Below are 21,040 nucleotides of genomic sequence, written 5' to 3' on the forward strand. Positions count from 1 at the left end.
TTTCCATGAAAATCCGATTAAGCCTGCGTTTATATGTTCTGGGCACCCTGCTGTTCCTGATTAGCAGTCTGGCCGCCGTATACTCGGTTCTCACCGTTCAATACTTCATCCAGGGCCTGGATGCCATCACCCAGCGAACCATGGTGGAAGTTGCCAACAGTGTTGCGCTGGATGAGGCTGGTCATGCCCAATTACTGGGTTTCCATGTTACCAACAGCGTCGACAATATTCCTGACGACATTCTCCAGCATATCCCCACAGCGCCTCAGGCCCCATTTGAGTTCAAGAAAAAAATTCTCCAGAGTTCACTGTTCACCCGGCCGGATGGCGCTTATTTTCTGATGCTGGTAGAAACCATGGACAATGAACAGCGTTATGTGTCGAGGGCTCTGACCGAAGAAATGCCCAGGATCATGCCGCCTCCTATGAGAATCAACCCGATTACCGGTTCGATTCTCATGGCGGTAACAGTGATTCTGGTCTTCGTACTACTTCTGTTTTTCATCATGCGCTCGGTTGCCAATCCTGTGGAGAACCTACGTCACTGGGCGAGATCCCTGACACCGGAACGATTGCGTCAACCGGCTCCGGATTTTAGATACAGCGAGCTCAATTCATTGGCAGACCTGGTCAGAAACAGCTTATTGTCAGTCCAGCAGGCCCTGGAACGAGAGCACGACTTCCTGCGTCACGCCAGCCATGAACTGCGAACGCCGATTGCGACTGTACGCAGCAATATTGAGCTGCTGAAAAAGATTAATCCCACCCCGTCGGAGAAAGAGGGCAAAGTGATTGACCGTATCGAGCGGGCCAGCTCAACCATGAGCCATCTCACCGAAACCCTGCTCTGGCTGAGTCGCGACGTGGACGGCCCGTTACCGGAAGAACCTGTAGAGTTGAACACGCTGGTGGAACAGATCAGCCATGACCTGGCCTACCTGCTACAGGGAAAATCAGTGTTTGTACACACCCAGACAAGCCCCATGGTGATCCCTCTTCCCAGGATTGCTGCTCAGATTATGTTGGCGAATCTGATCCGCAATGCCTTCCAGCACACTCAGAATGGCGAGGTCTGGATCGATCAGAAAGGGGAGCTGGTCACGATTATTAATCGCAACCAATCAGCGGAAACAGACGAAACCAATGAACTTGGTTTCGGTCTTGGGCTGGATCTGACCCGCAAACTGGCGGAGCGCTTTGACTGGCACTACCAGAACCAAAGCACCCCATGCGGTCACGAAGTGGTGCTGCGTTTTATTGCCTCCAAAACGGTCGACTAGCTTTCGCCGCCTTCACCACCTTCGACCCGTATTTCCACCCGCCGATTCAGGGGCTTTTTGGTCGGATCAGCAACATCATCGTAGGCTGGCTGAGTTTCGCCGTAACCCAGTGACTGCATACGCCCTCCATCAATCCCCTGTTTCTGGAAAGCTCCCTGAACGCTTAATGCCCGCTGTTCCGACAACCATTGGTTGTAGGAAGCGCTGCCGTCGGTGTCGGTATGCCCTTCAATGTAGACCAGCGTATCAGGTGACTGCTTGATCACATCCGCCACCTGATTCAGGGTGTTCGCAGAATTCCGGGAAATATTGGCGCTACCGGATTCGAAATTCACCGCGTTGCTGTCCATCGTGACACAGTATGCCTGGCGGTTTGGATCATTCGCCACACACTCCCTGGCCTCCACGTTCTCAATCGTCTGTATCTCCTCCAACTGGCTGCGCAAATAGAGGTAGGTGATCCCCCCGGCCACGACGGCGGCCCCGACACATTCCTTATCCGTGCCGCCCATCGCTTTACACAATGCACCAGTGATAACTGCCGTACCGGCAGCAGTACCGCCTGGATTATCTTTCATCGTCTCACACCCGGTCAGGGCCAACATGGTGGTCGCAATAATAAGTGTTTTCAGTCTGAATGCAGTGTTCTTCAACATCTCATAATTCCTTGATCTATCTCTGGTTACACTAGCCTCTGTTCACATTAGGATCTGTTCACACTGGGCCTGTTCTGACTCATTGAATACGAATGACATGAGGCTTCTCTTCAAAGTAGTAGAAACACGCCTTTCCCTGATCAGCAACAGCTCCGTTTGTTATATAAGTATATTCCTGCCAGCCAAAGCTGCCTCGAATTTCATAACAATTTGATGTGGAGCACAGATTCCGGAATGGATCAGACGCGCCCACCCGGCGTATCGCATTGGGCTGAACGGTAAAACGTCCCAGTTTTATTCTGAAATTTGATCCGGTATTGCCAGTATCCACATAAACCCGCCCGGTAAGCGCTGCAGCTCTATTGGACAATTGCTTACACTGACGCCATTTCTGCTGTTGAGCGAGGAGTTTTTGCTCCTCTTCTCGACGCTGCTGTTCAAGGCGCTCCTGTTGGAGACGTTCCTGCTCAAGGCGTTGCTGTTCCTTACGGGCTTCCTCTCGTATCGCCTCCTGGCGAAGTGCTTCATTCAGCAAGGATTGCACCTGACTAACATAACTGCCATTCGGGAACTGTCTCAGATAGGCTTTTAAGTCTTCAATCTTCCCGCTATTGTGCCCTTGCTCATAGGCCACCTGCTCTTCCCGGGATATGACGGACTCCAATGCAAAGTGTTTGCTCACGGCTTTATCGACTATGCGAATCGTGGTACTGACAGACTTAAAACCCTTTTTACTGATCTGCAGCGCATATTCTCCTTCAGGTAAGCGCATCCCTCTGACGTAAGGCTCCTGAGTATCCGCTAAAATGATCTCTGCATTGTCAGGCTCTGTGGTGACAGTCAACGCATACTCAGGCACCGGAGGATCTGGTTTTACCGGCTCGTCCTCTCGCACAGGCTCTGTCACCGGATCTGGGACTTGCTCCGATTTTTCTGGCACAACCTGATCAGGCACCAGGGAGTCCGTTCCATCCGATTGTTTGGAAGTTTGCAGAAAACCAGCAATAAAATCCGGAAGTAAAAAAACTGCTCTCCCGCCATATCCCACAACAACCACCGCCGCAATAGCGACACACACAACCCCCAGCGCCCAGGGCCAGAATGAACGCCCATTTCCATCACCTTGGTTTCCGCTTTCCTGTTTGGATTGCTTGTGAGATTGTTTACCTGGCTGCGCTTTTACAGCCCCTTTGTTATCCGCAGGTCTGGCAAGGGTGGCGGTCTGATCCGAGTCTGCCGCCTGTATAGCAGAGGCTGACATTAACCGGGTGCCATCGGCGTCTGCTTTGCGGGTCTTATCATCATTTTCGTCGCTGGCAGTTTTGCTCTGCGAAGGCTCCCAGTCTTCCCCCGCCGCCAGCATGTCTGCCCATTCCTCAAGCGTTTGGGGGCGATCGGTTGGCGCGACGGCCAGGGCAGTATCAATCGCCTGCAGAAAAATCGGACTCCCCTGATTCGGCGCAACTTCTTCCAGAGGCTTCAGATGATCCCCCACCACCCGATCTGACGCATCTTCCGGCTTTATCTGAGTCAGACAGTAATAGGCCACCGCCCCCAGTGCATAGATATCCGACCAGGGGCCGACCTTGCTCTTGCTGCTGTATTGCTCGATGGGGGCATAACCAGGCGTGATAATGGTGGTAATTGAACGGCTTTTGGCCCCCAAGGCCTGACGCGCGGCACCAAAGTCGATAAGCACCGGTTGGCCGTTATTTCGGATCAGGATATTGTCAGGCTTAATGTCCCGGTGAAGAATCTCGGCATTATGAACATCAGACAATCCATCCAGAATAGGTAACAAAAGCGGCATTAGCGCGCGCTGGTCAAGCCTCCCCTGTTCCTTGATCATTTTACGCAGGGTTTTCCCCTCAACGTACTCCATCACGATATAGGCTGTGCCGTTGGCATCGAAATACCGGTATACCTGAACGATATAGGGGTTCTGGAAACGTGCCAGAGTGCGGGCTTCATTGATAAAGGCATTCAGTCCCCACTCGAAAGCCTCTTTCGTCGACTCGGTTCGGGGATAAACTGTTGCATCCGTTGCCCGAACAGCAAAGTCAACGGGCAGATATTCCTTGATCGCAACCCGCTTCTGCAGGTTTTCGTCGAACGCCAGATAGGTCAGGCCAAATCCACCTTCTCCCAGTAACGATTCGATCCGGTACTCCGCAATTTTGGTACCGGTCGCCAGGAAATGGTTGCTATGCTCAGTCACTGAATACCCCCGTGACGATCGCGATTAAAACCAATAACACCACTATGCCCAGTCCATACCATAGCCCATTCGGGCCAGGCAGCTTCCATCCAGCTGAGGAAGCAGAACTTCGCTGTTGAGGAACCTCTTTCAACTGGCGGTGACCTGTCCCATAGGGCGAAAGAGTATTCCACGCAGGTGCAGAGACTCTTATCAGGATAGCACTGGCATTGTCCTGTTCCTCGAAATTCATCATTTCTATCTGCTGCATCAATTCATTCAGTATCCGCTGGCAACTGTCCGATGGACTGCTGATGAGAAGATCCCGAATGCATTCATCAGATAAAGACTCCACACCGTCACTGGCCAGCATCAGTAAATCTCCGGGAACAAGCTCCAGAGGCTTCTCCACAAGATCCACCAGGCGGATATCTTCCCCATTGACCGCCGAACGCAGAACATGTCGCTTGATATCACTATCCGCCGACGCCTGGCTCATTTGCCCCAGATCCACCATGCGCTGAAATACCGGCGCCATCGAATGATCTTCATTCAAACGAGTTAACTGCCCTTTCCGAATCAACCAGAGTGGAGAATCGCCGATACTCACCCACCAGATCTGGTTTTCCTCCAGCCACACCGCCACCAGTGTTGATCCCATGCTTTTTTTGTCCGGACGCTGGGCAATATATTCTGCCAACGCCAGGTTTGCCTCGTTGACCGCTGTCGCCAGACGCTCCCTGATTTCGATGGAATGGGCACGGAAGCTAGCAACAAAGTGATCACAGATCAGTTGGCTGGCCACTGCACCGTCTGCGTGTCCCCCCATGCCGTCACAGAGCACGTAGAGATGACCCCGCCTTCCTTCTCCGGAGGGAAGATCAGCCACAACCTGATAGCAGTCCTCCTGGTAGGATCGGGCACCGTTAATCTGGGCAACTGAACACTCAATGCTGTTCATTAACTGTCAACGTCCTCTTGCCACCGATGTTCCCGGCTCCGAACAAAACATCACGTGGCTGTTGTGTCAGATTGATTGTCATCACGCTTTCATTACGACTTCCTGTCCCGGCCAATTATCGTTCAGCGACTCTCGGGGAGTCTTTGAAAAACGTTGGTGAGGCGGTCATTGCTTGTCACCCTAATGAAAACCCAAGTCGTTTTTCAGAGGCTCCTTCGTTTTTTGCAGTTACATAACTTTAGTCCAGCCCCGGCATAAGCAGTATTTTTCAAACTCATACTCAAAGCCTGGCAACAGATTGGGGCAACCTATTTCATTCAAATTCCGGCACAATCATACAGGCTTCCCGATATCTTCTATACTGAGTGAATGGGCCACGCAAAAGGATGACTTAGGAAAGCGGACACCATGGCTGAACTGGATGAACGGACTGGTAGACTGACTCTTAAGCTGGTGTATTACGGACCGGCAATGAGTGGTAAAACCACAAATCTCGGTGCATTGCATGAACTGGTGGCGCCTGAACTAAAGGGCGACATGATGGTGTTGGAAACACGTAATGACCGTACCCTCTTCTTTGATCTGTTTCCAATGGGGTTTGCCACATCAGGCGGGCTGCTTATTCAGTTAAAACTCTATACCGTCCCAGGCCAGGTCGAACATGACAGTACTCGCAAGGCGGTATTGTCGCGCGCAGATGGTGTCGCCTTTATTGCTGACTCACGTTCCAACCAGAGTTATACGAATCTTGAATCCTTCGAAAATCTGGCGGCCAATGCAGGCCGTGTGGGGCTGGACTTTGACAAGTTACCACTTGTGGTCCAGTTTAATAAGCGGGATCTACCCAATATTTTGTCGGAAGATGAAGTCCAACAGCGCTGGCAAAATACTCCCTGGTGGCCGGTAGTATTCGCATCGGCTCTTCAGCACCAGGGCGTTATGGAAACCCTGGATTTACTTCTGCAACGGGTCTACCCGGCGCTGGATGAAGAATTTTCCCTCGTAAAGACACACCAATTAAGCCGGGAGGCTTTTGTATCAGGTCTACTGGGCCAATAGCCGACATGGAGTGTTCCAACGATGACAGATTCGGATTTTAAAGCTTCACCAGCAACGGAAAAACTCAGTAAACCCATTTCCGATATTGATCCGGATTTCACTCTCAAGGATTTGCTCAGCGACAAAGAGATAGAACAGTTGGAAAATAAACTGTCTGTTCTTCTGAACACCTCCGCTAAGATTATCGACGCCTGTGACATGGCAAGCGACATCAACACTTCCTACCCGATCAGATACCAGATCTGCCCGGTTGCCTATCTGGTCACGGAAGCTCCCTCTGAATCGGCGAAGGCTGCAGCAAATCTGTTTGAATCCGTACTGTTTCAGGCCTCGAGATACCGGCTGGCAGCCGTCGCGCATCATGCGGTTGTACTTCAGGATTTCGACGATCTACAAACCAAGCACCAGCGGCTAATGGAATCCGAGGCCAAATATCGGGAGCTGGCAGTACAACTGGAACATCGGGTTCAAGAACAAGTTGGGCAGATCGAACTACGCCAGCGACAGGTTTATGAGGCGGAAAAACTCAGTGCCCTGGCTCAGCTGGGTGCCGGAGTTGCTCACGAGATCAATAATCCATTGGGGTTCATTCAGTCCAACATGAATTCGGGTAAATCCTACCTGCGAGAAATTGACGAAGCCGTCACGGCATTAAGACAGGGTCAGAATATCACGGCAGTGTCGGAGAACTTCGACCTGGATTTCGTCATCAGTGACCTACAAACCCTGATGAAGGAAACCATTGACGGGGTGGCCCGGGTCACCAGAATCGTCAGAGATCTGAAAGGATTTGTCGGTGCTGAGACCAGTGCCAGGCAACAGGTCTTGATGCATGAGATTCTGGAAAGTATCTGTTACCTGTCACATCCGCTGTTGGAAGAGCGCATTGAACTCACTCGGGAACTAGCAGAAGTGTCGCCGATCATGATGGACAAGGCCGCTGTCTGTCAGGCGCTTTACGCGATTCTACTGAATGCCGTCCAGTCCATCGAAAACACTGGAAAGATTCTGGTACGCTGCCATGAGCAGAACCATAGAATTTTCATCGATATCGAAGACTCCGGGTGCGGCATGGATACCAAGACCCTCGGTCGGATATACGAACCCTTCTTTACGACCAAACCTGTTGGATCGGGTACAGGACTGGGTCTGACGGTCTGCCGAGATATTATTCAGGCTCACCAGGGTACCATCAAAGTTATCAGTCAACCGGGAGAGGGAAGCCGCGTTCAGATTGAATTTCCGGTAACGGCCCATGAGCCGCCGGAGACAAACTGATCACCACAAGCCTCAAACCCACCAGGTGATATATGTCTCGTTTCGCATCATTATTCGTGAATCAGGAGGAGAACTCTAATTCCCCTCAGGTGACAGACAAAGGGATCGCAGAATACAACCTGCTACTGGTTGATGACGATGCGGCTGTGCTCAACGCACTCACCCGGGTATTCAGGAAGGAAAACTACCGCATCTATACAGCAGGCAATGGTGTTGAGGGTCTGCAGATCATATCAAATACTCGTATTCACCTGATGATATCAGACTACATGATGCCTGGCATGAGCGGTGCTGAGCTGCTCCACAAAGTCAAAGAGCAATCGCCGGACACCATGCGTATCATGCTGACCGGACACGCCGACACCACGGCCGTCATGTCGGCCATCAAAGAAGGTGCTGTCTATCGGTTTATCCTCAAACCCTGGAATGACGATGACCTCCGCGTCACTGTTGCTCTGGCGTTGGAACAGTATGACCTGATCCAGAAAAACAAACTGCTGGAAAAAACTGCAGCGCAACAACAAAAAGACCTGGAAACATTTTCCAAGCTGGCTCAGCAGAACCGCAGCCAGTTGGCTTTGATGTTGCACAAGCATAATCTATTGAATAAACAACAGGTACAGCAAATATTTAAACTTCAGCAGTCCCGCAAGCAACCGGTTGTCAAATTGCTTCTGGAAAAGCAATGGATTCAAGAGAAGAAACTACTCAGCCTGCTAAAAAAAGAAATGTTCTTCGAAGAAGTGGCCTTGGCGGAATTTCAGGTTGATCCGGCAGTCCTGTCACTCATACCCAAATCCTTCTGCCAAAAACAACTGATCATACCGCTCAGAGTCACCGGCAAACGATTGCTCCTGGCCATGGCTGATCCGCTGAATGTAGAACTGATTGATGAACTCGGCTTTACCACCGCTCTGCAGATAGATCCCGTGATCAGCACGGTTTCAGAAGTGGAAGGAAAACTCCAGGAACTGTATGGCGAAGACGAAACTTCGTTCAAGGATCTTGAAAGCATTGTCTCCGGTGTCGATCCTTTTGAAGGCATCGAAGTAGTCATCGAAGATGAGGACGACGAATCCCTTGAGGAATTACTCAGAGAAACTGAGCAGCCTCCTGCGGTAAGACTGGTGAATGCCATCATTGTAGAAGCGCTGCGTCTGGGCGCCAGCGACATCCACATACACCCGCGCACCAATCAAATCGTCGTGCGTTATCGTATTGACGGGGTTCTGGAGGATAAAATCCGCATACCCCACAATATGCACATGTCCCTGGTATCCAGAATCAAAGTAATGTCAGAGCTTGATATCAGCGAGCGCCGACGTCCCCAGGATGGCAGGATCACAGTCAAAACCCCCATGCGAGTGGTCGACCTCCGAATTTCCACACTGCCCACCCTTAACGGTGAAAAGGTGGTGATGCGTGTGCTTGAGCGCAACTCTTCGGTGAAAAACCTGGGTAGCCTTGGACTCTCGGAGTTCAATGCCAAGCGTCTGGAAGCTTCCATTAACAAGCCTCAGGGAATGATTCTGGCTACCGGCCCCACAGGAAGCGGTAAAAGCACCTCCCTTTATGCCCTCTTGCAGCATAACGCCACAACAGAAAAAAACTACGTCACCATCGAAGATCCGGTCGAGTTTTATCTGGATATGGCAGGTCAGGTTTCCGTTCGGGAAAAAATAGGTCTGAGCTTTGCGTCAGTACTCCGGGCAATTCTGAGACAGGATCCGGATATTATTCTGCTGGGGGAAATCCGTGACTTTGAAACCGCAGAAGTTTCACTGCATGCCTCACTCACCGGACACCTCGTTTTTTCAACCCTGCACACCAATTCTTCGGTAGGTACCATTGCCCGCTTGCTGGACCTGGGAATTAAACCTTTTGTTGTTGCCCAGGCAATGGAATGCATTATCGCCCAAAGACTGGTCCGAAAAATCTGCGAATATTGCCGGGAAGAAATCACACCCAATGAAGAAGAGGTCTACCTGCTGGGTCCGTTATTTGATGATCCTCAAATGAAAACCTATCAAGGCAAAGGATGTCCCAAATGCAACCATGGCTACAAAGGACGTATCGGTATTTATGAAGTTTTGACCTTCACTGAAGAACTTCGCCATTACATTGCCGCGGGCGCTTCGAGCAAGGAACTCCAGGAAATTGCCGTTGCCAATGGAATGACGACTTTGGCAGAAGATGCCAAGTCCAGGGTACAGAATGGCCTGACCACCACTTACGAGGTGCTGCGCGTCCTGGGTACGCAAATTGAGATATAGCATTTTGCAGCTTAGTGCTCTAATTTCACTCCGTGGTGATCAGCGATTTCCTGATACCTGCCATTCTCTATCAACCTGTTCAAGCCAGTATTGAAGTTATTCAACAGCATCTCGCTTTCTGGATATTCCTTCGACAGGATCAAATACTCCCGAACCACATAGATCGGCTTTTCCAGGGTTTTAAACTGATCCGCATCTCCTGTCGCTCTGAAAGCCTCTTCCCAGCCTACTTCAGAATTCAAAAAAGTTGCATCCATACGTCGATTAGCAATCATCCGGAAACAGTTCTCAATTTTCGGCACAGTTGTAATCGATATTATCTTCATATCCCGCGCCTCTCTTAACGGCGGAAAAATGTTATAGCCCAACCCAGTACAAAATCTCGCTCCATGAAGATCCTTCAATTCCTGATAACGCAAAAGCGAATCTCTATGCACGAAAATATGCACTGTATTTATGCGCAATGGTTCTGAATACTTAAAATGCCTAGCCCTTTCCTGACTATAGCTGTAGGGGAATGTAGCAGAATATTTCCCTTCCAGAGTATCCTGATAGCCACGCTTCCATGGTGCAAAACTGATATCAATCGCGTAGCCAAGCTCGTAGAAAACAGTGCTGACTAGTTCAGTAAAAAAGCCGCCATTGGGCAGGTTTTCCCCCGTAAAAGGGGGAAACTCTCCTGTGACTAAACGAATCTCAATCTCCGGTCTAGCAGTTCCGCAATAAAGCACCAGGCAAAGAAATATACCTAGCCTCCGGAGCCAGCCTTGACACATCATGACATCTCCTGTCCTGCACGAATGCTGTTAAGCATAGTTGATTATCATCGCCTGAGAGGCAATTACTCTACTGCCTTACACCAGGGCAAGAGATATCCGATTAAAAAGTTCCGACGGTACTAACACCCTGAGCCGCCGTCACCGTATTATTGGCACCGCTTTCCCACTGAATAACCTCACTGGGATTGGCTTCACTTCGAATAATGCATTTCCATTCAGAAGAGGAACCACTGTTCAATGTGATCGTTCCAGTCCACGTTGGGTAGGCGGTAGGATCAAGCTTGATCGCCGAAGCGACATTCCAGTTACCGAGATTCGCATTATTCCCGACCACATAAACACTGTTACCCGGTGTTGTAATGCCGTTGTTGCATTGAAAGTCAACCGGCACTGTCGTACCGCCGCTGGCCCCCTGTGACCAGATTTGAATCTGTCCATTATCCTCATTCACCACCTGGGTCCAGGAGCCTGAGGCAACTGCTGTCGGGTCGCTAATATTGGAATCCAGCGCAAACAGGATCTTGCCACTGTCACCAGTCGTGGTGCCCACCAGGCCACTGAACCCATCATGGAAGTTGATGGGAGAATAAGCCTTGATACCTGCATTTTTGCGAACCTGAATCAGATGGCGAATAAAAGACTCCAGTCCCCAGTCATACATATGCGACCAATACACCACCGGTGTACCCGGACTTGAAAGGATAAAAGCATAGGCCATCTTACGTTTCGCGTCTGGCAGAGCCCAATGGTGCTGACCACCCAGAGGTCCCGGAGAATATCCGGTGTCGTGGTTATCCACAAAGGTGACAGCAACCTCACGCCAACGGGCATTCGGATTACCGTTTAGGCCATTGCGCCAATCAGAGATACTGCCGTTCTGAAAACGTTCTTTCAGGGCAAAATCGAAGACAGAGCAATTCGAGTTATCCGCAAAATCCTTGATAATTTCCTGCCAGCTGGCCGAGTGACGCCAGTCAGAGGCGGGATATTCACCCGAAGATTTCCAGAGCTCCCCGACACAGTAACTACTGTCATGGGAGTTCCCCACCCAGGCATTAATCCTGGCCGGGTCATAACCACGAACGAAATCAAAACGAAAGCCTCCTGCCTGATAGTTATTCTTCAGGTTACTCATTTCGTTCAGAAAGAGGTTATAGACCGTACTGTCCGCTGTATTGAAATCTGAATCACCGCTGATGAATGGATCACCATCATCACAGAAACTACAGTCTGAGCGATAATGTCCCTGCCAGGAAGGTAAATCCAGCTCATCTCCCGTGTGGCCGCGATTATGGTGATTGGGCACCATATCGTAGAGAACTTTGACGCCCTGCGAAGTTAACGCCGAGGCAGCCGCTTTAAGCTGGGCATCATTACCGTAACGACTGTTTTTATTGAAATCCGACCAGAAATATCCCTCGCCACCGAAGGTGACACCTGATCCGGCGTCATAGGACGACTGGTCCCGCCAAACAGGCGGTAACCATATAGCGGTGAACCCGTCAGCGGCGATATCTGCCGCTTTACTTTGCAAAACGTTATACCAGTTATTTTCTGCGGTTCTCACGACATTCCAGTGAAACCCCTGGAGAATGATTTCATCACCGCCGTGGAATCGTACCCCCTCACCGCTTTTTCCAGGGACATCCGCAACCGCCAGAGACGCCAGACTTACGAGAGAAGAAACACAGGAAACAGACAATACCTTTATACAGAGAGAAAGGCGGCTCGTGCCTGATTTGGTAGACGCGTTGGCTTTGATAGGTGCGTTGAAATTGGAAGACATAGCAGCATGCTCCTTTGGAATTTTGTTCTTGTTTTCGTTGGATATTCCTTCTGGATATCCGGTGTTGAGCCAAAGGCCGTCGTCAAACAGTCAACTCGGCCATAGAGCCTGACTAATACTAAGAGCGAGACTATTGATCACACTATCCTCCCAGGGGGGTATTTTGCGGGGGAGATTATCCGGTAAACGCTATCCTCGAATAGATGAACACGAATTCATTATAGAACACTAAGTCTTATATCAGAAAAGCAATACCAATTTCCTCAGCAGTTAAATCGATCAAGTCTCAAAAATTCATTATTTATCGTTTATTTTCCATAAAAATGATTGATTTATCCTCAACAGACTAGGCACTACGACAGATTGTCAGCCCTCATTAAGAGCCTAAAATGGTATTTACCACTTTCGTCACGAAGTATACCTCTTTAGTTATAAATCCAATTTCAAGTGAGAACTTCTGGACCCTTTACAATTCCATTTGTCAAAATATGAACAAATTATTGCCATTTTTGGTATCTATTTGGTATTTTGAACTCTGCTCGAAAAATGAGCAGACACCACCAGGCGCCTGCAGGGACATTTGTTCAGCGATGGATTACGCAGTACTGGCAATTGAGTGAATGGAAGAGCGCTTTGTGCTGGTAAGGGCTTTCACAGTGAAGCCGGGAGGCTTTATGGGAGCTCCATCGGGGTTGTGTCGGTTGTGGTCGTCAACATGGCGAACGGACTTTTCCTGCTTTTGACAACGAATCAATTGACTAAAGGATATCCCTATGTTCACAAACTTAAGACATAGTAAATCCGGAATGATGAAGTCAGCGCTTTGCGCAGGCCTCATTGCCGCCTCCCAGATTGCCTGGGGTGTGGATTGTAGCCAGGTCTCCGGGCCCTGGCAGGAAGGAGATACCTTCACCGCCGGCCAGTACGTCACCTACAACGCCGGAATTTATGAAGCTTTGACTACCCACACAGCCTATCCGGGCACTGGTTGGACACCGGAAGTCGGATCACTCTGGCGTTACGAAGAACCTGATCACTGCAGCGGCGGAGACAATGGCGGTGATGACGGTGGTGATAATGGCGGAGACGATGGAGATAACGGTGGAGACGACGGCAATACCGGCGATCTTACCGGCACCAAGTTCGTCCCCTATTTTTATTCCTGGAGCCTTCAAAATTCCTCTTACTGGCTGAATGACATCAGTCAGATGCCGGCGAATGTAGATCACGTTCTGATGGCTTTCGCCTTGGCCTATGGTGACGAAATCAAGCTGCAGTCAGACGACGCCAATGAACTGACCAGGCAAATCAATGCAGCCCGCCAGAAAGGCGTAAAAGTCGGTGTTTCAACCGGCGGAGCGACTGCCGGCTATCTGACCGATATGCCCGGAACTGCCCAGGAAGTTGCCACCAAGTTCGTGAACTTCATCCAGGACAATCACTTTGACTTTATCGACGTGGACTTCGAGGGGTCCTACACCGAGAACCCGGCTGCAGTCGATAAGATGGTCGCCATCATGGCCGAAGTGCGCAAGCAACTACCCAACCACGACATTACCCTGACCGTCCCCAGCTATGGCGGCGAATATGGTCTGTCTGACTCAGTCATCGGCATGGCGAAAAAAATGTACCAGGCAGATGCCCTAACTGCCGTCACGGCCATGTCATTCGATTACTACAGCCTTAACCGGGACGTTTATCAGGCAGCGAAAGTATCTGTCGGCATGATCGCCAAGGAGATTACCGGTGAATGCTCAGAACCGGTTGCCAGAGACTGTGCCTCAGGCTTCGATAATTTCCCGAAAGCCCGCAACATGTATGGCATCATCAGCATGATCGGTATGGCGGATGACAGCCATGTGACCTCGATTGAAGAGCAGAAGAACCAGGCAACCTTTGCCCGCGAGAATGGTCTTTACTCGATCGGTTTCTGGGCAATCAGTCGTGACCAGGGCCAGAACTGTAATGGCGGCCTTGATCTGTGTTCAGGTATCGATTCCCCCGCAGGTGCCTTCACTCAAGCCACACTGGAAGGTCTGAACGCCACTGACGGCAATGACAACGGTGGAGACACAGGTGGCGATGATGGTGGTGATACCGGCGGAGATAACGGGGACACTGGCGGCGATACCGGTGGAGATAATGGGGACAACGGCGGTGATACCGGAGGAGACTCTGGTGGTGATTCCGGCGACTGCGATACCACCGCGCCCGAGTGGAGTGCTTCGGAAACCTATACCCAAGGTATGCAGGTCTACTACGATGGCGCCATCTACAGTGCTAAATGGTGGACAAAGGGCAATGTACCCGGCTCAAGCCAATGGGGTCCATGGGAGCTGGTAGACGATTCCGGCTGCCCGGGTGACGGCGGAGATGATGGTGGTGATAACGGCGGTGACGATAACGGCAACGATGATGACGTCGATACCACCGGCTGGCCAAAACCTCTGTACGAGAACAACAAGCCTTATGAAAACACTACTGGCAGCGTTGTTGGCACCTACTTCGTTGAATGGGGCGTTTATGGCCGTAACTTCCCGGTGGAAAAAATTCCCGCGCGTAACCTGACCCACCTTCTGTATGCTTTTATTGCAGTCTGTGGGCCCAATGAATCTCTGCGAATCGCCAACCCACAAGGCCATTCGGTACTGATGAATGAGTGCAGCGATCAACAGGATTACACAGTCACGATCCACGACCGCTTTGCCGCACTGGAAAAAAGCTATCCAGGCGACAAATGGGATGATCCAATCCGTGGAAACTTCGGCCAACTGCGCCGCCTGAAAAAGACTCATCCAGATATCACCATCCTGCCTTCCATTGGTGGCTGGACCCTGTCTGACCCATTCCACTATTTTGCCAACGACCCTCAAAAACGTGCTGTTTTCGTGGATTCCGTCATCGACTTCCTGAAAACCTACAAGTTCTTTGACGGTGTGGATATCGATTGGGAGTATCCCGGTGGTGGCGGAGCCAATCCCGACCTTGGCTTGCCACAGGATCGCGATGGTTATGCAGAGCTGATGCACGACCTGCGTGCAGCCCTGGATACCCTGGAAGCTGAAACCGGACGCGAATATCAGCTGACTTCAGCTGTGGGTGCCGCGCCCAGCAAGATTGACTCAGTCAATTACTCCAACGCCGTACAGTACATGGACTATATCTTTGCCATGACTTACGACTACTACGGTGCCTGGAATAACGAACTGGGCCACCAGACCGGTATCTACCCGGCTGATCACGAAATCCATGAAGGTTTCAGCGCTGAAGCCACCCTGGACAACCTGATGGCGGCCGGCGTTCCTGCCAACAAACTGGTAATTGGTGCCGCCATGTATGGACGCGGTTGGAAAGGTGTATCCGGCGGGACAGAAACTGACCCATTCGTAGGCACCGGTGGCGGTAAACATGCCGGCACCTGGGAAGACGGAGTCCTGGATTACCGTGCGATTGAGCAGAACATGCTGGGTGGTGCCAACGGCCAGGGTGTTAACGGCTATAAGTATTTCTATGACGAATCAGCCGAAGCTCCTTATCTGTGGAACTACTCCAACGGCTCCCTGATTACCTTTGATAACGCTCGTTCTGTCAAAGCCAAGGGACAGTATGTCCGGAATAATGGATTCGCCGGCATATTCAGCTGGGAAATCGATGCGGACAACGGCAATATCCTGAATGCGATCCATGAAGGACTTGGCCATCCGCAGCAATAGCACCAAAAGAACATAAGCGGTAACAAACCACGGAGATACCGACTCGTCCCGGTGTCTCCGTTTTCGCCCACCCTCCATCGATCAGCGCAATTCCACCTACCCTTGCCTTCCCTTTCAGTGAACACTTGATCTTCGTTCATGCCCGACAACGAAATTCAAACTGCTTAAACTCAATGCCAACGCCTTGTCGCTTTTCATCCAGTGTCTACACTTAACTTTGTCGTCCTCTCATTTTGGGGCAATCCTCGGGAGTATAAAAAACTTTGGCGAAGACGCTAAAGCAAGGCAAAAAGTTGGCCTGGCAAAAAAAAACTGAAAGAAAGTGCAGTTGAGTCGGGATAAATAAACACTTTATCCAACTTCTGACGTATCAATGGCAACACAGATGTTTTTCTGTGAGTCCCTAGATTAACCGGAGACAAATATCCATGAGCTGGTATCACAACCTTTCCATAAAAATAAAGCTAATTGGACTAGTGTGTATTTTACTGCTCCTGCTATTTCTGAACTCAGGATTTGCCATCGTCACCATGACAGGGATTGGAAAAAAACTGACTGAAGTCGTAGAAGCCGATATACCTCTAACGGAAATACTGACAACGATTACCATCCACCAACTTGAACAGGCTGTAGCCTTTGAAAAGGCTCTTCATCTCTCCAACGCGGCTGACGTTCAGGCAAGTCAGAATCGCTTCGACAAGCTGACATCAACCATCCAGCAAGAATTCAAAGAAGCAAATTCATTGGTTAACTCTGCGCTCTCAACCATTGAAACCCAGGAAGCCCTGCAGCAGTTCAAATCAGTCCAGACCAAACTGAACAATATCGAAGGGATCTATCTGAATTACATCAGGCATGTCAAAGAACTCTTCGGTGCCGGTGCCAACGCCGATAAAAATCTGCTTCTAACCACTGAAGGCGAGCAGAAAAGGCTGGATCAGCAGCTGTCATCACTGGTCCGGGAAATCAGTGGGTTTACCGAGAAAAGTGCGCTGACTGCCAGGGACAAGGAAATCGCCGCCGTCAAAGTACTGTGGATCATCAGCCTGATCAGCACAGTGTTCGGGTTGGTATTGGGTTGGCTGATTGCCAGTGCTATTGTCAAAGCCATCAGACAATCAATTACCATCGCCTCCGGAGACCTGAAGCAGGAAATACAGGTCACCAGCAAAGACGAGATTGGTGAGTTGCTCAACGCCATGAACGGAATGCGTAAAAAGTTACTGGACATGCTGGGCGCGATCAGCTCGACAACCGATGAGCTTTCTTCCGCTTCAGAGGAACTCTCTGTCATTACGGAACAGACTGGCAAGATCATTAACCAGCAGCAGCACGAAACCGAACAGGTCGCTTCCGCCATGAATGAAATGACCGCCACCGTTCAGGATGTGGCAGGCAACATCCATGCGACAGCAGGCGCAGCCAGCGAAGCCAATCAGCATTCCCAGACCGGACAGGATGTCGTCGCCAAAGCGGTTGAACAGATTAACGAGCTGGCCATGCAAATTGAACGCTCTGCTCACACCTTCGAGCAGGTGGAGACTCATAGCACGGAAATCAATTCCATCGTTGAAGTGATCAACGGCATCGCAGAGCAGACTAACCTGCTGGCGCTTAACGCTGCCATCGAAGCGGCCAGAGCCGGAGAGCAGGGTCGTGGATTTGCTGTCGTGGCTGATGAGGTCAGGGCTCTGGCGGCGCGAACTCAGGAATCCACCGAAAAGATCAACGAAATGATCTGTAAACTGCAGGAAGGATCACGGGAAGCCGTCAAGGTCATGGAAGAAAGCCGCCAGCAGGCAAAGTCCGCTGTCGATTACGCACAGAACTCAACCACTCTGCTGTCCACCATTGTCGAGTCCGTGAGTCGGATCACAGATATGAGTACCCAAATCGCCAGTGCAGCGGAACAACAGGCTCAAGTGCTGGAAGGGCTGAACCGAAATATCGATCAAATCAACGAAATGGCAACGGAAACGTCCACCAGCACGGCACATACGACATCTGCCAGCCAGGATCTTGCCCGTATGGCGAGTAATCTACAGGCCCTGGTGAATCAATTTTCCACTTGATAGGTTTTCAACATCATGCATCAGGCTTTAGCAGCGAGCAGGACGCCGCTGCAAGCCATGATGCCACCGGCCGTACGGTTGACATTGCGCCGGGCTCGCTTGCTTGCCAGCATCTGTCGGGTTTTGCCCGTTGCATAAGCATACCCCAGCATGCCCCCCCCCAATCGCTACGGTGGCGATCAACATAATGATGAAGTATGTTGAGATGTCATCGTTAATCTCAACTGGCTCTGGGTTGTTAATACTGAGAACTCTATCACGAAGGGACAACAAAAAAAGGGTTACAGAGTTTGACACTGTTCAGCCAGATAACGCGCTTTCACATAAAACCGAATACCTTCCGGCTCCAGTTGAACAGGATCAAAGTTAAACAAATAGGGCGAGCCGTAAAGGCAGAGGCTTTCCCCGGAATTGACCGCTTCAGCGATCAGGTCGGAGACTTCAAGGTTGTTTGAGGCAGGAACAATGACGCGCTCAACCAGGGTTACATCGGTTGCCGCTTCCACTTTCAGGTGATAGCAATTCTCACAGGCATGCTGGAGATACCTGACCTTCACGATCTGATCCTCACCCTTGATGTTCAGTGTGGCGAAAACGGCCATTGCGAATACCGCCAACCACGCACCTACCTGGGCGATTGACCAGGAATCCTGATTTACCGATTCACCGGACTGCGCTGCCAACACCTGTTTCACCTGATAACGTCGAGCCTAAGGTTTTCCGCATTCTCCAGATTGGTTGGCTGACCCTCAATCGGTAGGATCGTCTATGGCGATCGGACTATTGATCTCTCGAAAAGATTGAATCAACTATCGGCACCGAAGTCAAAAACTGTCCCCGACGTCACATTCCTGTCGTATGCAAAGGATATATATTGGTTCCGCAACATAAGTAATCACTTACAAGGAACTTCAAAGGAATAGAATAAGATGAATAATAGCATTCCCCTGACGGCCCGACTTTCCGCTTTACGACTCACCGTCTTACCTGTCATGACCTGCACTGTCCTGGCTTTGCTCATCACCCATCACGCCCAGGCAAGTGATTTTGCCAAACTGGACGAAGCATTACCGCCCAACGGCGTGATCAACAACCTAGAACCCGTATTTGATTTTGATGGTGACGGCTGCCTTCCAAGCGCAGGTATCAGCCGTAGCGGCGAACAAAATGCCGGACTGAAAACTTCCGGTACCATCACCGGCGGCTGCCGTTCAGGCAATTTCCTGCTGACTTCCAATACACTGCACCGTTATGTGTGCAAAACCAGCAACGGAGACACCTATTGTGGACACTTCTATGCCCTGTATTTTGAAAAAGATCAGGTGTTCCACTATTTTGGAGGCGGACATCGACATGATTGGGAACACGCTGCCGTATGGACGAAAAATGGTGTTGTCACTCATGGCAGCTACAGTGCCCATGGCGACTTGTTCACCAAACCTGCATCTGAGCTCCCGTTTGAAAACGGCCACCTGAAAATTGTCTATCACAAAGATGGCATCACCACGCATGCCATGCGCTTTGCCAAAAGTAATGAATATGCCGAAAACCCCTATGGATCATTTCTGACACCAACCATCATCAGTTGGTATCAAGTCACTGGAGACGGCCTAGATAACGAGGCAATGCGCCAGCGGCTGAACAGCTACGACTATGGCTCAGCAACCATTCCCATGAAGGACAGCAACTTCCTGAACAATATCAACGAATACAAACCTTCTGGTTATCCGACATTTACCAGCTCAGATGTCACTGCTTCGCAATAACAGACAGCCTGTATGCGCCAGAGCATGCTGCCGATAGCGATCCAGGCCCGGGCGCCGACTATGACATGTTTATGCAGATCTTCTCCAAAGCCTGAAAATTTTGACATCTCTGGCAGTTGCCAAGCGACTGCCTCAAAGCGCTCGATATCGGGCGCTTTTGATATGAGTTGTTACCACCATCCTTTTTTACGAGCGAGCTCTTTCTGGTGCTGCTTTTCAATTTGCTGGAAGATCTCCTGCTGCAAAGAAGAGTACTGAGGATGTTTAGCGAAATACGGGCCTAGCCAACCCTCTTCATGAGTGAATGCCATAGTCCATGCGAGATTTTCCGGGAAGACATAGTAATCTGATAATGAACAGCTTGTCGGCTTGGCATCAGTCAACACTGCACAGCCACCTGTATTAGGCATGATCACATAAAGTGTCGCTTCGTGTTGTCCATAGGCAGCACGAGCTTCTTCTCCAGACACACTGGGATAGCCTCCACCACTGAATATGTGCCATTTAAACGCTTTTGTATTGTAACCTTGCTCATTCTTGCAATAGACCGACATCCAGTCTCTTCCAACTTGCCTGGATTGGTTAAGGTCAAATGTCTTTACCACCTTACCAGGGCCAAAATCGAATTCAATCTCCACTCTACCAAGACCTTTAAAACCGATAACTAATTGATGCAGCTTATCATTCGCTCCTGTCCAGCTCATATTCATAAATGAGAATTTGACTAATTTCTCACCAACCAATAAGTTAATCCCATTAACTTAATTTGATTAACTTATTTGAAGGAGCAGGAAAGCATGGCCAAACCATTGGACAAACATCGTACACTCGCTATCAGCGCTTTGCTCGGACTGGTCATGCTCAAGCTGATTATGCTGTCAGCCTTGTTCACTCAGACCATGCCTCATCCACCGGCATTTATCGCGCCAACTCTGGCTGCCTCAATGGCACTCAGTGCTCTCTGTATCGGACTGATATTGACAGGTTCACGATGGCTTCCGACAGTCGCCGGGATCATCGCCCTGGAATCTTTATTATCATTTGGTCCACACAAACTTTATCCGGGTGAATCCCCTGCTTTCTTTGCACAAACGCCTGCGGTCTATCCGGTGATCATTGTGGGCACAACACTCATCCTGGTGCTGATTGTGAATGTGTTTAAAATGAACCGGTTAATCAATTCCAGTCAGCCCCTGGAAGCCAGTGCCAGCAGGAGTTAA

At 50.3% G+C, this 21,040-nt stretch carries 16 protein-coding genes; 8 read left to right on the plus strand and 8 right to left on the minus strand.

Translation table 11 applies throughout. The features are described 5' to 3' along the window. Positions 1-5: 5 nt before the first annotated feature. Positions 6-1,280: a sensor histidine kinase gene (locus tag F566_RS0127180; protein WP_020410205.1), complete on the plus strand. Its 1,275-nt coding sequence runs from the start codon at positions 6-8 to the stop codon at positions 1,278-1,280. Here the strand turns inward: F566_RS0127180 and F566_RS0127185 are convergent. From F566_RS0127185 to F566_RS34285, 3 genes are all read right to left on the minus strand, one after another. After that, positions 1,277-1,936: an OmpA family protein gene (locus F566_RS0127185; protein ID WP_020410206.1), complete on the minus strand. Its 660-nt coding sequence runs from the start codon at positions 1,934-1,936 to the stop codon at positions 1,277-1,279. The two genes, F566_RS0127180 and F566_RS0127185, sit on opposite strands and share 4 nt — an antisense overlap. A 79-nt stretch (positions 1,937-2,015) precedes the next feature. Then, positions 2,016-4,154: a protein kinase domain-containing protein gene (locus F566_RS35860; RefSeq protein ID WP_020410207.1), complete on the minus strand. Its 2,139-nt coding sequence runs from the start codon at positions 4,152-4,154 to the stop codon at positions 2,016-2,018. Beyond that, positions 4,147-5,094 (minus strand): PP2C family protein-serine/threonine phosphatase, encoded by a 948-nt coding sequence (locus F566_RS34285; RefSeq protein WP_020410208.1) that lies wholly within the window; start codon positions 5,092-5,094, stop codon positions 4,147-4,149. Before F566_RS34285 ends, F566_RS35860 begins: the two co-directional genes overlap by 8 nt. A 408-nt stretch (positions 5,095-5,502) precedes the next feature. Here F566_RS34285 and F566_RS0127200 point away from each other — a divergent pair, with 408 nt between their 5' ends. From F566_RS0127200 to F566_RS0127210, 3 genes are read left to right on the plus strand one after another with little or no spacing between them, the layout of a single operon-like run. After that, positions 5,503-6,153 (plus strand): GTP-binding protein, encoded by a 651-nt coding sequence (locus F566_RS0127200; protein WP_020410209.1) that lies wholly within the window; start codon positions 5,503-5,505, stop codon positions 6,151-6,153. A gap of 21 nt (positions 6,154-6,174) precedes the next feature. Beyond that, positions 6,175-7,431, plus strand: a complete 1,257-nt coding sequence (locus F566_RS0127205; RefSeq protein ID WP_020410210.1) for a sensor histidine kinase — start codon at positions 6,175-6,177, stop codon at positions 7,429-7,431. A gap of 32 nt (positions 7,432-7,463) precedes the next feature. Continuing rightward, entirely contained in the window at positions 7,464-9,704 is a 2,241-nt protein-coding gene (locus F566_RS0127210; protein WP_020410211.1) for an ATPase, T2SS/T4P/T4SS family, read from the plus strand. 11 nt (positions 9,705-9,715) lie between these two features. Here the strand turns inward: F566_RS0127210 and F566_RS0127215 are convergent, their stop codons facing one another. Continuing rightward, positions 9,716-10,435: a substrate-binding periplasmic protein gene (locus F566_RS0127215; protein ID WP_157497141.1), complete on the minus strand. Its 720-nt coding sequence runs from the start codon at positions 10,433-10,435 to the stop codon at positions 9,716-9,718. 148 nt (positions 10,436-10,583) lie between these two features. After that, on the minus strand, positions 10,584-12,269 hold the full coding sequence (locus F566_RS0127220; protein WP_020410213.1) for a glucan 1,4-alpha-maltotetraohydrolase domain-containing protein: 1,686 nt from the start codon (positions 12,267-12,269) through the stop codon (positions 10,584-10,586). A 773-nt stretch (positions 12,270-13,042) separates the two neighbouring features. Here F566_RS0127220 and F566_RS37425 point away from each other — a divergent pair. Together F566_RS37425 and F566_RS0127230 are read left to right on the plus strand one after the other, a co-directional pair. After that, positions 13,043-15,982, plus strand: coding sequence for a glycosyl hydrolase family 18 protein (locus tag F566_RS37425; RefSeq protein WP_083921192.1), 2,940 nt, complete (start codon positions 13,043-13,045; stop codon positions 15,980-15,982). A gap of 428 nt (positions 15,983-16,410) precedes the next feature. Next, positions 16,411-18,054 (plus strand): methyl-accepting chemotaxis protein, encoded by a 1,644-nt coding sequence (locus tag F566_RS0127230; RefSeq protein ID WP_020410214.1) that lies wholly within the window; start codon positions 16,411-16,413, stop codon positions 18,052-18,054. Between the two features lie 20 nt (positions 18,055-18,074). Here F566_RS0127230 and F566_RS37995 read toward each other — a convergent pair whose 3' ends face one another. Further along, positions 18,075-18,206 (minus strand): hypothetical protein, encoded by a 132-nt coding sequence (locus F566_RS37995; RefSeq protein ID WP_020410215.1) that lies wholly within the window; start codon positions 18,204-18,206, stop codon positions 18,075-18,077. A gap of 129 nt (positions 18,207-18,335) precedes the next feature. Continuing rightward, the gene (locus F566_RS0127240) at positions 18,336-18,740 is read right to left on the minus strand and encodes a hypothetical protein (RefSeq protein ID WP_157497143.1); all 405 of its coding nucleotides are present in this window, start codon (positions 18,738-18,740) and stop codon (positions 18,336-18,338) included. A gap of 243 nt (positions 18,741-18,983) precedes the next feature. Here F566_RS0127240 and F566_RS0127245 point away from each other — a divergent pair, with 243 nt between their 5' ends. Beyond that, positions 18,984-19,820 (plus strand): NPP1 family protein, encoded by an 837-nt coding sequence (locus F566_RS0127245; RefSeq protein WP_020410217.1) that lies wholly within the window; start codon positions 18,984-18,986, stop codon positions 19,818-19,820. 170 nt (positions 19,821-19,990) lie between these two features. Here the strand turns inward: F566_RS0127245 and F566_RS0127250 are convergent, their stop codons facing one another. Beyond that, complete coding sequence (locus F566_RS0127250; protein ID WP_020410218.1) at positions 19,991-20,563, minus strand: DUF4275 family protein; 573 nt, start codon at positions 20,561-20,563, stop codon at positions 19,991-19,993. Positions 20,564-20,617: 54 nt separating this feature from the next. Here F566_RS0127250 and F566_RS0127255 point away from each other — a divergent pair, with 54 nt between their 5' ends. Further along, positions 20,618-21,040 carry a hypothetical protein gene (locus F566_RS0127255; protein ID WP_020410219.1) on the plus strand — a complete coding sequence of 141 codons (423 nt, stop codon included), beginning with the start codon at positions 20,618-20,620 and terminating at the stop codon, positions 21,038-21,040.

It is taken from the genome of Hahella ganghwensis DSM 17046 (assembly GCF_000376785.1).
GTDB lineage: Bacteria > Pseudomonadota > Gammaproteobacteria > Pseudomonadales > Oleiphilaceae > Hahella > Hahella ganghwensis.